Annotated in this window: 14 protein-coding genes; 8 read left to right on the top strand and 6 right to left on the bottom strand. The window is 46.3% G+C overall.

Annotation, left to right across the window (positions count from 1 at the left end):
- The first annotated feature begins 48 nt into the window (after positions 1–48).
- On the top strand, positions 49–396 hold the full coding sequence (locus tag SU60_RS18165; protein ID WP_041156772.1) for a gamma-glutamylcyclotransferase family protein: 348 nt from the start codon (positions 49–51) through the stop codon (positions 394–396).
- Between the two features lie 104 nt (positions 397–500).
- Here SU60_RS18165 and ppa read toward each other — a convergent pair whose 3' ends face one another.
- Both ppa and fbp read right to left on the bottom strand, forming a co-directional pair.
- Positions 501–1,028 carry an inorganic diphosphatase gene (gene ppa, locus SU60_RS18160; RefSeq protein ID WP_041156771.1) on the bottom strand — a complete coding sequence of 176 codons (528 nt, stop codon included), beginning with the start codon at positions 1,026–1,028 and terminating at the stop codon, positions 501–503.
- A gap of 127 nt (positions 1,029–1,155) precedes the next feature.
- Positions 1,156–2,172 (bottom strand): class 1 fructose-bisphosphatase, encoded by a 1,017-nt coding sequence (gene fbp, locus SU60_RS18155; protein WP_041156770.1) that lies wholly within the window; start codon positions 2,170–2,172, stop codon positions 1,156–1,158.
- A 313-nt stretch (positions 2,173–2,485) separates the two neighbouring features.
- Between fbp and mpl the strand changes: the two genes are divergently transcribed.
- From mpl to thiQ, 5 genes are all read left to right on the top strand, one after another.
- Positions 2,486–3,844 carry a UDP-N-acetylmuramate:L-alanyl-gamma-D-glutamyl-meso-diaminopimelate ligase gene (gene mpl, locus SU60_RS18150; RefSeq protein ID WP_041156769.1) on the top strand — a complete coding sequence of 453 codons (1,359 nt, stop codon included), beginning with the start codon at positions 2,486–2,488 and terminating at the stop codon, positions 3,842–3,844.
- 7 nt (positions 3,845–3,851) lie between these two features.
- The gene (locus SU60_RS18145; RefSeq protein ID WP_041156768.1) at positions 3,852–4,487 is read left to right on the top strand and encodes a flavin prenyltransferase UbiX; all 636 of its coding nucleotides are present in this window, start codon (positions 3,852–3,854) and stop codon (positions 4,485–4,487) included.
- A 258-nt stretch (positions 4,488–4,745) separates the two neighbouring features.
- On the top strand, positions 4,746–5,753 hold the full coding sequence (gene thiB, locus SU60_RS18140; protein ID WP_041156767.1) for a thiamine ABC transporter substrate binding subunit: 1,008 nt from the start codon (positions 4,746–4,748) through the stop codon (positions 5,751–5,753).
- A gap of 14 nt (positions 5,754–5,767) precedes the next feature.
- Positions 5,768–7,360 (top strand): thiamine/thiamine pyrophosphate ABC transporter permease ThiP, encoded by a 1,593-nt coding sequence (gene thiP, locus SU60_RS18135; protein ID WP_084735954.1) that lies wholly within the window; start codon positions 5,768–5,770, stop codon positions 7,358–7,360.
- Entirely contained in the window at positions 7,354–8,058 is a 705-nt protein-coding gene (gene thiQ, locus SU60_RS18130; RefSeq protein ID WP_041156766.1) for a thiamine ABC transporter ATP-binding protein, read from the top strand. Before thiP ends, thiQ begins: the two co-directional genes overlap by 7 nt.
- 140 nt (positions 8,059–8,198) lie before the next feature.
- On the opposite strand, the gene SU60_RS18125 is transcribed toward thiQ, so the two are convergent.
- The 4 genes from SU60_RS18125 to argR all read right to left on the bottom strand — a co-directional run bounded on the left by SU60_RS18125 (position 8,199) and on the right by argR (position 13,451).
- Complete coding sequence (locus SU60_RS18125) at positions 8,199–8,636, bottom strand: universal stress protein (protein WP_041156765.1); 438 nt, start codon at positions 8,634–8,636, stop codon at positions 8,199–8,201.
- Between the two features lie 44 nt (positions 8,637–8,680).
- A complete protein-coding gene (locus SU60_RS18120) occupies positions 8,681–11,260 on the bottom strand; it encodes a TRAP transporter permease (protein ID WP_041156764.1) in 2,580 nt (859 codons plus the stop codon).
- Between the two features lie 341 nt (positions 11,261–11,601).
- On the bottom strand, positions 11,602–12,570 hold the full coding sequence (locus SU60_RS18115) for a TAXI family TRAP transporter solute-binding subunit (RefSeq protein ID WP_041156763.1): 969 nt from the start codon (positions 12,568–12,570) through the stop codon (positions 11,602–11,604).
- A gap of 410 nt (positions 12,571–12,980) precedes the next feature.
- Positions 12,981–13,451 (bottom strand): transcriptional regulator ArgR, encoded by a 471-nt coding sequence (gene argR / locus SU60_RS18110; RefSeq protein ID WP_041156821.1) that lies wholly within the window; start codon positions 13,449–13,451, stop codon positions 12,981–12,983.
- Positions 13,452–13,810: 359 nt separating this feature from the next.
- On the opposite strand from argR, the gene mdh reads away from it, so the two are divergent.
- Positions 13,811–14,746, top strand: coding sequence for a malate dehydrogenase (gene mdh, locus SU60_RS18105; RefSeq protein ID WP_041156762.1), 936 nt, complete (start codon positions 13,811–13,813; stop codon positions 14,744–14,746).
- 110 nt (positions 14,747–14,856) lie between these two features.
- Complete coding sequence (locus SU60_RS18100; protein WP_041156761.1) at positions 14,857–15,048, top strand: hypothetical protein; 192 nt, start codon at positions 14,857–14,859, stop codon at positions 15,046–15,048.
- Positions 15,049–15,145 lie beyond the last annotated feature (97 nt).

The raw sequence follows: 15,145 nt of genomic DNA, 5'->3' as shown, positions 1-15,145 counted from the left end.
TAATCCGAAAGATCATTCGGCCCTAGGCCAGCTAACTAAGGAGTGGTTATGCAGCATTTGGTTTTTGTGTATGGGACGTTACGCCAAGGAGAGTATAACCATCACTATTTGAGTTCGGCTGAGTTCCTTGGTCTTCATGAGAGTGATGCGGCATATGCGTTGTATGATTTAGGTCCTTATCCCGGCGTATCTGCGGGGCAGCGTGCTATTCAAGGTGAAGTGTATCTCATTGATGATGATACGCTCGCTGCCTTAGATAAGCTTGAAGACGTGCCCGTTGAATATCGCAGAGAAACGATCACAACACCGTTTGGGCAAGCGTGGATTTATTTGTATCAAGACACGGAACACTTGACGGAAGAGATTGCCTCAGGAGATTGGTGTCAAAGAGTGTAATATCATCCCCCACGCTCGGTTACACACAACAACGGCAAATACACATGTTGGATAAAAACAAAAAGAGCTGCATTTCGCAGCTCTTTGATTAAGCGTGGCATCGATTACTTTTGCGCACGCTCGTAAGATTCTAAGATTTCTGCCTTCGCGGCTTCTACATCAGCCCAGCCATCCACTTTGACCCACTTACCCGATTCCAGTTCTTTATAACGCTCGAAGAAGTGCGTAATTTGCGCTTTCAATAGTTCAGGGATATCACCCACGTCTTGAATGTGCTCGTACTCTTTGGATATTTTTGAATGAGGAACAGCAAGGACTTTTGCATCTTCACCGGATTCGTCAGTCATTTTCAACACACCAACCGGACGGCAACGAATGACCGAACCTGGCATCAACGGGTATGGCGTTGGGACAAGTACGTCAACCGGGTCACCGTCTAAAGACAGCGTATGATTGACGTAGCCATAGTTACATGGGTAAAACATTGGCGCAGACATAAAGCGATCCACGAAAACAGCACCAGAGTCTTTGTCGACTTCGTATTTGATTGGATCAGCATTGGCAGGGATTTCGATAACGACATAGATGTCTTCAGGTAAGGATTTACCTGCTGGTACATGGTTTAAACTCATGTGAATATTCCTTTTCATTACGATTGATTCGCAATTCACTTTAGCGATAAAAATGCGGCAGGTAAACACCTGCCGCATTGGACTAAAGTCTGAAGTTCTCGTCTAGAGTTGAGTGATAACGATAACGCTATTCTTCATCACGATATTTTTCAAGGAACGACTCGACCTTGGTCACCATATTTTTCGAGCCAACAAAGAAAGGCACACGCTGATGCAATTCAGTTGGTTTAATTTCCATAATGCGTTGCTGGCCGTCAGACGCAAGACCACCCGCTTGTTCAATGAGGAATGCCATCGGATTGCACTCGTAAAGTAGGCGCAGTTTGCCCTGTGGATGGCTTTGAGTGCTTGGATAAAGGTAGATGCCACCTTTTAATAAATTACGGTGGAAATCCGCGACTAATGAGCCGATGTAGCGAGAGGTATATGGACGACCATCTTCAGGCTCGTTTTCTTGGCAGTATTTGATGTACTTTTTCACACCGAGAGGGAAACGAATGTAGTTGCCTTCGTTGATTGAGTAAATCTTACCATCTTCTGGAATCATCATGTTTTCATGTGATAAGCAGAAGCTGCCAATCGATGGGTCGTAAGTAAAGCCGTTGACACCGTTACCTGTGGTGTAAACCAGCATGGTGGATGAGCCATAAATTACGTAACCGGCTGCGACTTGTTTATGGCCTGGTTGGAGGAAATCTTCTTCAGTTGCTGGAGTGCCAATAGGGGATACGCGGCGATAAATCGAAAAAATAGTGCCAACCGAGACGTTAACGTCGATATTTGAAGAACCATCCAGTGGATCCATCAATACCACGTATTTGGCGTTTTGATTGAGCTCTTTATTAAACGCGACAGCCTCGTCTTCCTCTTCACTGGCAACGCCACAAACTTGATCACGTGCTTCCAGTGCCGCTTTGAATTTATCATTCGCATACACGTCGAGCTTTTGTTGATCTTCACCTTGAATATTTTCAGTACCAACGGCACCAGTAATATCACCAAGACCTGCTGCATTGATTTCGCGGTTAACGATTTTTGCAGCTAAACGAATGGAGGCTAAAAGAGATGATAGGTCACCGCTAGCGTGGGGGAAATCCGCTTGTTTTTCAACAATGAACTCGCCTAAAGTGCGCAGTCCTGACATGGTAAATCCTTACATTAATATATTGTTGGGGGTATGGCGCAATAGGGCATCTCTTTATGGATGTTAAACGATTGCGTTAAACGTAATTTTATGTCGCAGATCTTTTTAATGGTATTGAAGTAACCGACTGAGATCTCAATTTGTTTGTATACTGGGCGATGTTGTTATCATTAAGTCATGACGTTTGTTTAGATCTTGTTCACCCTTGTCAACTTTGTGAAAGGCAGTGTCACAACCAAGCCAAAGACACTCGCTTTTCTTGTGGTTATCGCGATAATGAACAGTTCAAACAACGCATTACAAGGTTAAGTTTATGCACATTCATATCTTGGGTATCTGTGGCACGTTTATGGGCGGTGCGGCAGTTTTAGCCCGTCAGCTCGGACACAAAGTAACTGGCTCCGATGCCAATGTTTACCCGCCGATGAGCACATTGTTGGAATCTCAAGGTATTGAAATTATTGAAGGATTTGACCCTTCTCAACTTGACCCTCAACCGGACCTTGTTGTGATTGGGAATGCCATGAGCCGTGGAAATCCATGTGTTGAGCACGTGCTTAATAGCAATATGCGTTATACCTCCGGACCACAATGGCTTAACGAGTTCTTACTGCACGATCGTTGGGTGCTTGCTGTGTCTGGTACACATGGAAAAACCACCACCGCCAGCATGCTGGCGTGGATCTTAGAAGACTGTGGTTATCAGCCGGGCTTTTTAGTTGGGGGCGTGCTGGGCAACTTTGGTATCTCTGCTCGTTTGGGTGAAAGCATGTTTTTTGTCGTCGAAGCAGACGAATATGACAGTGCTTTTTTTGATAAGCGTTCTAAGTTTGTTCATTATCACCCTCGCACACTTATCATGAATAATCTTGAGTTCGATCATGCTGACATCTTTGACGATCTTGAAGCGATAAAGCGTCAATTCCACCACTTGGTGCGTACCGTTCCGGGCAATGGATTGATCTTGGCGCCGAAAAAAGATCCAGCGATTGCGGATGTATTGGAACGCGGCTGTTGGACCGAGAGACAGTTCTCAGGAGACGACGGGGACTGGCAAGCACATAAACTCGTTATTGACGGTTCAAAATTTGAAGTGTCTCTACAAGGTAATGTCGTCGGTACGGTTGAGTGGGACTTAGTGGGCGATCATAACGTGGATAACGCGTTAATGGCGATTGCTGCGGCTAGGCACGTTGGCGTGACTCCAGACTTAGCGTGTCAGGCGTTGGGGCGTTTCATCAATACCAAGCGTCGTTTGGAGCTAAAAGGGGAAGCGTGTGGTGTGACGGTCTATGACGATTTTGCTCATCATCCCACCGCGATTGAACTCACGGTAGGTGGATTGCGTAATAAAGTGGGTGAACAACGTATTCTTGCGGTATTAGAGCCTCGTTCAGCCACGATGAAACGCGGAGTACATAAGCAGACATTGGCGGCGTCGCTGCACAATGCTGATGAAGTGTTCTTGTTTCAGCCTGACAATATTGAATGGTCGGTGCAAGAGATCGCCGATCAATGCCAACAACCTGCGTTTGTTGACGCTGACATTGACGGCTTTGTCGCGCAAATCGTGGCACAGGCCAAACCAGGTGACCACATTTTGGTCATGAGTAATGGTGGCTTTGGTGGTATTCACGCCAAGCTTCTCGAACAACTAAAACAAAAAGTTTGATTCCGCTATGCCTTACAATAAACCGCAGCCGCAAAAAGCCATAACCTTAGCTCTCACTGGCGCTTCTGGTGCGCCTTATGGGCTGAGACTTTTGCAATGTTTGGTCGCAGCCGATTACCACGTGTATGTATTGATTTCCTCTGCCGCGCGAGTGGTGATGGCGACAGAGCATGGTTTGAAGTTACCAAGCGGCCCAGAGGCAGCGCAAAAAGCGCTGGTCGCCCATCTGAATTGCGACCCCAATAATATTACTGTATGCGGGAAAGACGACTGGTTTTCTCCCGTCGCGTCTGGTTCTGCTGCGCCAAAACAAATGGTGGTCTGTCCGTGTTCCGCTGGTAGTGTCGCCGCGATTGCACATGGCATGTCCGATAACTTGATTGAGCGTGCGGCAGATGTAGTGATGAAAGAGCGCGGTCAGTTGTTGCTTGTGGTACGGGAAACGCCATTTTCCACTCTGCACCTAGAGAACATGCACAAGTTGTCGCAAATGGGGGTGACCATCATGCCTGCGGCACCGGGTTTCTATCATCAGCCCAAGAGCATCGAAGATTTGGTCGACTTTATGGTAGCGCGGATTTTGGACCATCTCGGTATTGAACAAGGTTTAGTTCCTCGCTGGGGTTACGACCAACGTACCTAAGTGATGCTTAATTTCCCTGCTTATCCTAGCAATGCTAGGGGCTTTGGGTATACAATTCGTCCAACTCATCGGGGAGCCATCCCAGTTCATTGCTATGAAATTGGGCGCTGAGACCTAATGCTTAACACGCTTAAGCGGACAGGGACCCGTATTACCTGAACCAGATAATGCTGGCGTAGGAATTGAGTCGGAGATTGGCAACTCGAAATCCCACCTCAACCCTGTGCCGCTCAACGACATCTCATTGGAGAGCGAGCCGTGAAAACATCTTTAAGCTTAGTCACCCTAGCCGTTATTGCATCAACTTCAGCGACATCAACTTCAGCGTTCGCTGCAGAAAATACGTTAACCATTTATACCTACGATTCATTTGCTGCTGATTGGGGGCCGGGACCTAAAATCGAACAAGCATTTGAAGCGAAGTGCGGTTGCGATATCCGTTTTGTGGCTTTAGATGACGGCGTATCGATCTTAAACCGCCTGCGTTTAGAAGGCAGTAATGGAAAAGCCGATATAGTCTTGGGGCTCGATAATAACCTTATGGTTGAGGCGAAAAAGACCGGTTTATTGGCTGAGCATGGTGTGGATACGTCAAACACCATTTTACCTAACGGTTGGGATGATAAGACGTTCGTACCTTACGATTACGGTTACTTCGCGTTTATTTACAACAAAGACAAACTGGCTCAGCCACCAAAAAGCATGAAAGAGCTGGTGGAAGAGCGTGATGACTTGAAAGTGATTTATCAAGACCCTCGTACGTCAACCCCTGGTCAAGGCTTATTGTTATGGATGAAGTCCATCTATGGCGATAAAGCAACACAGGCGTGGCAACAGTTAGCGAATAAGACGGTTACCGTGACCAAGGGCTGGTCAGAGGCGTATTCGATGTTCTTAAACGGGGAGTCTGATCTGGTACTCTCTTACACCACGTCACCGGCTTACCATTTAATTGCTGAAAATGATGGCAAGTATGCCAGTGCCAATTTTGCCGAAGGTCATTATATGCAAGTCGAAGTCGCGGCAAAGGTGAAAGGGTCTAAAAACGCCAAATTGGCGGATGAATTCATGCATTTCATTTTGAGTGATGAGTTTCAATCAGCGATGCCAACAGGAAACTGGATGTATCCCGTTACCGATGTTGCGTTACCAAAAGGGTTTGAAAGCTTAAATATCCCAAGCCAGCCACTGAGTTTCTCAGCAGAAGAAGTGGCCAAAATGCGCAGGACTTGGGTGCGTGAATGGCAAAATGCGCTCACTATGTAAGGTAAGGTTTTCGAGTGAACTCCGTACCTAAAGTCGGTTTAGGGGTCGCGGTGCTTATCGCGGCCTTTGTTATTTCAGCGCTGGGCGCATTACTTGTCCAAGCTCCCTCCCTCGATATGTCGATCATTTGGTCGGATCCGTATTATCGTCATGTGACGAAATTCAGCTTTTATCAAGCGGCTTTGTCTACGTTGCTCAGTGTTGTGTTGGCAATTCCGGTCGCGCATGCGCTCTCGAGACGACAATTCTTCGGCAAAGCGTTGTTACTGAAATTGTTTGCTTCCACGCTGGTACTGCCCGTTTTAGTTGGCGTATTTGGCTTGCTGGCGATATATGGCAATCGTGGCTTGCTCGCAGAGTGGTTGCAGCATTTCGATGTTCAGATGCCATTTTCTATTTATGGTCTGAATGGCATTTTACTCGCTCATGTGTTCTTTAATTTACCCTATGCGGCGCGATTGTTGTTGCAGCCTTTGGAGTCCATTGCTGCAGAACAACATAAGCTGTGCGCGCATTTAGGTATGAGCCACTGGGATAAGTTTCGTTGGGTTGAATGGCCACGTTTAAGGCAGCAATTGCCCCACGTTTGTGGGCTGGTGTTCATGCTCTGTTTTACCAGTTTCGCTACGGTCATGGCGCTCGGTGGCGGGCCTAAATCGACCACCATTGAGCTTGCTATCTATCAGGCGATTAAGTTTGATTTTGACTTACAGGCAGGGGCGTTACTTGCGCTATGGCAAATGCTGTTGTGTGGTGCCTTGGCCATCGGTGTGCAGAAAATGACGAAGCCTGTTTCCATCAGTGCTGGTAGTACATCGGTACAGCAATACCTAACGAAGGATCATGGGTGGTCAAAAGCTTGGGATAGCATTTGGATCATGGGTGCCTTTTTACTGGTTGTGCCGCCTCTTGCGATGGTGGTACTCAGTGGAATAAATCCGCAAATAGGTGAGGTATTCACCGACGAACGCTTTTGGCTGGCGTTATTCAACTCGCTCAAGGTTGCGACAATTGCCAGCGCGTTAGCGGTAGCGGCAGGCGTGTCTATTTTACTGACCAGTCGGCGCTGGCGTTTGCAAAACAGAAATGCTCGAGCGGATCATATTGAATTGGTCGGAACCATAATTTTGGTGACTCCGGGTTTGGTCATCAGTACAGGGCTGTTTTTGTTATTGCGTTCCTTTACCGATGTATTCAGTCTGGCATTTTTCGTGGTCATATTGGTGAATGGGTTGATGGCTTTACCCTATGTGATCAAAACTTTGGCGCAACCGATATTGCATATCGAACAACAATATCAGTATGTCTGTGCCAGTTTAGGCATGAGAGGGTGGCAAAGGTTTAAAGTGGTGGAATGGCAAGCGTTACGTAAGCCATTTGCGCATGCTTTTGCGATCAGTTTTATGTTTTCGATCGGTGACTTAAGCGCGATTGCGTTGTTTGGCGGACAAGAATTTCGCACTTTGCCTCTGTATTTATTCCAGTTACTCGGTAGTTATCAAATGGAAGCAGCAGCGGTCGTCTCCGTTACTTTACTCTTGCTCAGCGTAGGGTGTTTTACAGTGATTGAAAAAGGTCTCAAAACCAAGGAGAAAGCGGAATGTTAGTGTTGGATGACGTGCAGTACACTTATCAACATGAACTGTTTCGTTTTGATTTAACCATAGAGCGTGGTCAGATTGTGTCGCTGATGGGCCCGAGTGGCGCAGGAAAATCGACTTTATTAGCTCTGGTCGCTGGGTTCATTAGTCCCGATGACGGGGATATTCGAATCAATGGTGAATCTATCGTGGATAAGGCACCGTATCTGCGTCCTTTTTCTATGTTATTTCAAGAGCATAATTTGTTTGCTCACCTAACTGTACGTGACAACATTGGTTTAGGTTTACACCCAGGGTTAAAACTCACCCCCGCGCAGAAACATCAGGTCGAACACGCTGCGCAGCAAGTTGGGGTTGCGGAATTTCTCGATCGTTTGCCGGAACATTTATCGGGGGGGCAACGTCAACGAGTGGCGTTAGCTCGTTGCTTTGTTCAGCCTCATGCGATGTGGTTACTGGATGAACCTTTCTCTGCGCTCGACCCTGTGCTTAGGGAAGAAATGCTTACGTTAGTCAAAAGCCTTGCAGAGGAGCGGGGGATTACGGTGATTATGGTGACGCATCATTTGAGTGATGCCAATGCCATCGCCAGTCACTTTGCCTTTGTTGCTGCTGGACAAATAGAAGCAGCAGGAAAGATGGATGAACTCACGGCGGTGCATCCGAGTGAAGCTTTACAAGCGTTTGTCCGAGCCGCAAGCTAATACCAAATAACGAGCGAATACCAAACAAAAAGGTTGATGTGAACATCAACCTTTCTTCGCATAAACTCTGTGTCGCTCAACGCTTTTGAATAGGCGTCCTCGCCAAACAACACTTAACCATAAAAACAGTTAACGGCCGTTTAACTTTGTGGTTTCACCACCATCACGTTAATTGGTGAGTATTCCACCACTTTACTCGCGACAGAGCCTAGCATCACTTTATTGAGCTTGGAGCGCTTATGACTTGGCATGATGATCAGATCTGCATGCAAGCGCTTAGCGTGATCAAGAATGGTCGAGTAGGCTTTTCCTTCAGCGACGTGCACGTGATAAGTCACATCGTCCGTGATGTTCGCCTTGGCAAACGCGGTTAGTTGCTTTTCCACGTCTTGTTTCATTTTCTTGGCCGCATCTTTGGGAAAATACGTCGCGACCATCGACATATGGATTCCCGGCAATACCGTCAACAAATGAATCTCGGCATTGGCGTGTTGAGCTTGCCACACCGCTAATTCGACAGCACGATCAGAGAAACCCTGTTCATTCAGATCGACCGGAACAAGTATTTGTTTGTACATTCAATGTCTCTCATTAAAGCCCCGTGTCCTCGGGGCTAATTCGGTTATGCGCTCAATTGTTCCTTGCGAGCACGACGTTTTTGGTTCATGGCCATTAGTAATAAAATCATTAGGCAGGGCACAAATACCCACTCTTTCATCGGACGTGCGGCATCTTGAATGACCGATTTGATCTCCCAGTCGAAATCGACGCCTGCGGATTCTGCCGGACTGCCAAACTCGACCATATCGACAATCATTTTATTGTCGCTTTGAGTGAGCATCAGCCCCATAGATGACAGTCGTTCTTCCGCAGTTTTCGCTTCATCGTCAAATGGGAGTAAAACGGTTTTTTCGATGTACTCACCTTCTAAGTTCTCTCCAGCAACACGAAGCTCAAGTGATTGCCCTACATCGAGTGTTTCAACGATCTGAGCCACTTCCACGCCCGGTGTATTGACTTTCGCCGGGTAGAGCATGTCCCACCAAAACCCGGGACGGAAGAAAGAGAACGTTAGCACTAATAGTAGAACGGTTTCCCACCATTTATTGCGAGTAAACCACCATCCTTGAGTTGCTGCGGAGAAAATCAACATGGCAATAATCGAAGAGATTATCGTCAGTGCCAGATGCCACCATGTATCAATGCCCATTAATAGCAGTTGGGTATTGAACACGAACATAAATGGCAAGATCGCCGTGCGTATATCGTAGGTAAAGCCTTGGATACCAGTACGAATTGGGTCCGATTTGGCAATCGCTGCAGCGGCAAATGCTGCCAGACCAACGGGTGGGGTATCATCCGCCAAGATGCCAAAGTAGAACACGAACAAATGCACCGCAATCAGTGGAATGATCAAACCATGCGCAGCACCTAACGTGACGATCACCGGAGCCATCAAGGTTGAAACTACAATGTAGTTTGCTGTCGTTGGTAGACCCATGCCTAATATCAGACTGATCACTGCAGTAAACAGTAACATGAGTATCACGCTACCACCGGAGATGAACTCAACGAAGTCGGTCATGACCAAGCCAATACCTGTTAAGGTCACCACGCCGACGACCGTACCTGCCGCTGCGGTGGCAACGCCGATACCGATCATATTGCGCGCGCCAGATACCAAGCTTTCTGCAAGGTCGATAAAGCCTTCTTTGGTCTGCTCCTTCAAGCTGCCTTCTTTAGACAAGAATGCAATCAAAGGACGTTGAGTCAACAAGATGAAAATCATGAAAACGGTGGCCCAGAATGCAGATAGTCCAGGTGAGAAGCGTTCAACAGTTAAACACCAAACTAATACCACGATAGGCAGTAGGAAATGCAGACCAGATTTTACGGTTGGTCCTGGTTCCGGGACTTCCGTGAGTTCTTCATCAATGCTGATATCACCATCTTTAAGGTGGTTAGAGGAGATTTTGGCTAAGCAAACATACGCAATGAGCAATGCAACCGTGACAATTGGCGTTGCCGCTGCACCGAAAACATCTTTAGTCCAGCCAACACCATAGTAGACCAGGGCGCTGACTACACACAGACCCAAAATGGTTCCTATAAACGACAACATACTTTGCAGCATGGTTGGGTTATGACGGCGTGGCAAACCTGTCATGCCTGCTTTACAAGCTTCAAGGTGAACGATGTAGATCAAAGCAATATAAGAAATCAGAGCCGGGAGTAGAGCAGCTTTGATCACCTCCACATAAGATATTCCGACGTATTCGACCATCAAGAATGCCGCCGCACCCATAATTGGTGGGGTTAACTGGCCATTGGTCGAGGCAGCGACTTCGACCGCTCCTGCTTTGGTGCCCGGAAAGCCTACTCGTTTCATGAGTGGGATAGTAAAGGTACCCGTCGTCACAACGTTGGCAATTGAAGAGCCTGACACTAAGCCTGACAAGCCAGATGCGACAACGGCGGCTTTCGCAGGTCCACCTTTCATGTGACCCAATAGAGAGAAGGCAACTTTAATGAAATAAGCCCCAGCGCCCGCACGTTCTAACATTGCTCCAAACAGAACAAACAAGAAAACAAACGAGGTTGAAACACCGAGTGCCACACCAAATACCCCTTCGGTGGTTAGCCATAAGTGCGACATCGCTTTGTTTAAACTCGCACCTTTATGGGCGATCACATCCGGCATGTAAGGTCCGGCAAAGGTATAAGTGAGGAACACGGCTGCCACGATCATCAATGGTGGCCCTAACGCTCGGCGTGTCGCTTCCAACAACAGTACCATTCCGATGACCGCAACCACGATATCCATGGTGATTGGAGCCCCGGAGCGGCCTGCTAATTCTGTATAAAATATATAAATATAAGCAGCAGAAAAACTACCAGCCAGAGCAAGAATCCAATCCACGAGCGGGATACGATCGCGTGGCGAGTTTTTCATTGCGGGATAAGCAGTGAAAGACAAAAAAATCGCAAAGGTCAAGTGAATCGCTCGAGCCTCTGTGTCATTGAGTACGCCAAAATTAAAAATAAACGGTAGCGGCGATGCGTACCAGAGCTGAAATAGTGACCAACACAGAGGAACGAACCAAAGAATTCGCCCTTGCATGCCCAATGGACTGCGTGCACCTGTGTCTGCCTGAGCCACCATCTCTTGCACATCTTGTGACGGAGTATTATTCGTCGCCATGTACTTAATCCTTATTATTCATGATTCTTTCTATTGAGAACCACAGTTCGACTCTATCAGTGTAGTGAATAGAGTGAGGTTTGCTTTTTTGAGTTTGCGCTGAATGAGACCAAAGTCGTGACTGTGAATAGATACTTTGACTGTCAGCGTTAAAATTTCGTGAGCATTACATGCCAAAAAGAGATAGGCATACAAACCCATTATAAGAGGGGGTAACGGAATATAGAGCAAAGCATACCGGCTCAATTGACTTAAGCCAGTATGCTTAAGTGGACTACATGTGTCGCCAGTGGCATAAAACATCCAGTGACATAAAACATACAATCCACTTCAATCAGTGGTTACTTAAGTAGACCCACTTCTTTGTAGTACTTCACTGCACCAGGGTGAAGCGGGATAGAAAGACCAGCTTTTACCATGTCTTCTTTTTTCAGGTTAGCAAACGCAGGGTGAAGACGCTTAAAGGTATCGAAATTCTCGAATACGGCTTTTGCTACCGTGTATGCCACTTCATCTGAAACATCAGACGTTGTCACCATGGTTGCAGCTACACCAAAGCTGTTTACATCTTCATCAGTGCCACGGTACATGCCAGCAGGGACCGTGCTGTATGCGTAGTAAGGATTGTCGGCCACAATCTTATCGATTTCCGGACCTGTAGCGGAAACCAGTTTTGCATCACACGATGTTGTTGCTTCCTTGATAGAACCGTTCGGGTGACCAACCATATAGATGAAGGCATCGATTTTGTTATCACAAAGTGCTTGAGAACGCTCTGAGCCTTTGAGCTCCGACGCTAACTTAAAGCTGTCATTTGTCCAGCCCATCGCATTCATGACCACGCCCATCGTTGCGCGGTCACCAGACCCAGGGTTACCGATATTGACGCGTTTACCAGCAAGATCTTTTACGCCATTAATACCAGAATCAGCACGTGCGATAATGTTGAAAGGTTCGGTATGAAGAGAGAACATTGCGCGTAGCTTTTTGTATGGGCCTTGATCGGCAAACTTACTCGTACCGTTGTAACCATGGTACTGCCAATCCGATTGCACGATACCAAAGTCCAATTCGCCAGCGCGGATAGTATTTACGTTGTAGATCGAACCACCCGTTGATTCTACCGAGCAGCGTACGTCGTGATCTTTACGGCCTTTGTTGACCAATTTACAGATCGCACCACCTGTTGGATAGTAAACACCTGTCACTGAACCGGTACCGATGGTGATAAACTCTTGAGCGTTGACTGCACCTGCACCCATCACTGCTGCAGCGATTGCACCTACTTTGAGAAGTTTGTTAAATGCCATGAATTTCCCTTCCTTATATTCATTCTCTACCCGGAAATAATTGTAAATTACCTCTGGAGTTTCCTGTTTTGGAAACGGCAACTTTTTCATCTAATTGCTTGAAAAAGTAAGCGAATTATAACAACAAATTGGTAGAAAATTATTCGAATGTTAAAAGTTATAGCGAATAAATCTAAAACTTTCGATTTAGTACAGTGAATAATCAATAGATTTATTCTTTTTATAACAATTACTTATGTTCAACTAAGTAAAGACGATGAAAATGATTCAATGCGTGATCGCCATCACAAATATAGTGATGGGAAAGAGATTAATTTTAGGCAGGATGAGCGGGTTTTGTGAGCTATGAAATACAATTTATTTCATAGCTCACAAATAGTTACGGACAAATTATCGCAACGATTTGTTGATTAACCTGTGTATTCGAACAGGGCGCACACGGATTTAAACAGCTGTTTCGTTGATACAGGTAAGGTTGGTGTTATGAAGATGGTGTCGTCACCGGCAACGACGCCAAGAATACCTTCAGATTTACCTAAAGAGTCAAGTAAGCGCGCAATCAATTGTGCCGCTCCTGGACCAGTGTGAATCACCACGACGGCATCGTTATGATCAATGTCGAGCACGAGTTCACGCAGTGAGCTGCCTACCGTTGGGACGCCTAACTCGGCTGGCAAGCAGTAGACCATGTCCATTTTTGCGTTTCTTGTACGTACAGCGCCGAATTTTGTCAGCATGCGAGAAACTTTCGACTGGTTAATGCTATCGAAGCCTTGTTGCTTTAGGGCATCAACGATTTCACCTTGGGAACCAAAGCTTTCTTCTTTGAGTAGGGCTTTAAATGCACGGACTAAATTATCTTGTTTTTCAGAATTGCGTATAGTCATTCGATTCTCTTTATTACGGATATGCAATTTTGCATATTCTCGCATAGATATTCAGAGAGTACCAAAAAGAGCGGGCAATATGTTAGTTGCATCACTGTAAACAATAAACCGAACGGAGTTTTGTATCATTTATTACACCTGTGAGACAAATGGCAGGGGATTTGTTGTCTTTTCAGCAGAATAAAACAATAATCTGGCCTTTGCTTGTAGCACGTCTGAAGCGAGTTGCGCGAGGTCGCAAAGCTAGCGTTAATTGATTGTAATCAAGTTGTGATTCCGATAGCTTAACTCCAGTTGGTTACAAACTACCCTATGAATACGTATATAAGAGAAATACTCTCAAGGAGAACTACATGAAAGTAGCCGTTATTGGTGCCGCTGGCGGTATCGGTCAAGCCCTTGCCCTTTTACTTAAGAACCGCCTACCTGCAGGTTCTGATTTAGCCCTATATGACATTGCGCCTGTGACTCCTGGTGTTGCAGCAGATCTTAGCCACATTCCAACACCGGTATCGATCAAAGGATATTCAGGTGAAGATCCAACGCCAGCTCTAGAAGGGGCGGATGTTGTGCTCATCTCTGCGGGCGTTGCCCGTAAACCTGGTATGGATCGTGCCGATCTATTTAATGTAAATGCTGGGATTGTGAAGTCGTTAGCGGAAAAAATTGCTGTTGTTTGTCCAAAGGCCTGCGTAGGTATTATCACTAACCCGGTTAATACTACCGTGCCAATTGCTGCTGAAGTTCTTAAGAAAGCGGGCGTTTACGACAAGCGTCGATTGTTTGGTGTAACCACACTAGATGTGATTCGTTCAGAGACATTTGTTGCTGAGCTTAAAGATAAAGATCCAGGCGATGTTCGTGTCCCTGTTATTGGTGGCCACTCTGGCGTAACGATTCTTCCTTTGCTTTCTCAAGTTGAAGGTGTGGAATTTACAGCGGAAGAAGTTGAAGCGCTGACCAAACGCATTCAAAACGCAGGTACAGAAGTTGTTGAAGCGAAAGCGGGTGGCGGCAGTGCGACGCTATCAATGGGTCAGGCGGCATGTCGTTTTGGTTTATCTCTCGTCCGTGCGCTGCAAGGTGAAGAAGGTGTTGTCGAGTGTGCATACGTTGAAGGGGATGGCGAACATGCCCCATACTTTGCTCAGCCAGTGAAACTAGGCAAAGAAGGCGTGGAAGAAATCCTAAGCTACGGTGCGCTAAGCGATTATGAGAAGTCCGCACTAGATAACATGCTAGAAACGCTGAATGGCGATATCAATATTGGTGTTGAATTCGCTAAATAATGTAAAAAGTTATTTGAATATAAAGCCGATCTTGGGATCGGCTTTTTTGATCCCTCTACCTTTCTTTACGTACAAATTTATGAATGCGTTAGCGTCAAGAGGAGCAGAGGATGGAAGCGAGTCGAATTAGAAAAGGTATGATTGTCGAATGCCAGCAAGGTGTGGGTAAAATCCTTGTGGTTGATCATGAAGCTCAAACGGTGCTGTTGTCAAAGCAAGGTACAGATCAGCAAATTGCCGTCACTTTTGATGAAATTGAGGACGATCCTCAATTACACGGCAGTAGCGATAGATACTATTAATCAGGTACTCTGATAAATGTAAGCAGGCAACCTGATGAACCGACGACAATCACGGGAAAAGCCAGTTAAAGAAAAAGCAATAATTAAAAAAGAAGGA

It is taken from the genome of Vibrio mytili, assembly GCF_000830505.1.
In the GTDB taxonomy this organism is placed as follows: domain Bacteria; phylum Pseudomonadota; class Gammaproteobacteria; order Enterobacterales; family Vibrionaceae; genus Vibrio; species Vibrio mytili.
Note: the sequence above shows the minus strand (reverse complement) of the source record. Positions and strands in the feature narration are given on the sequence as shown.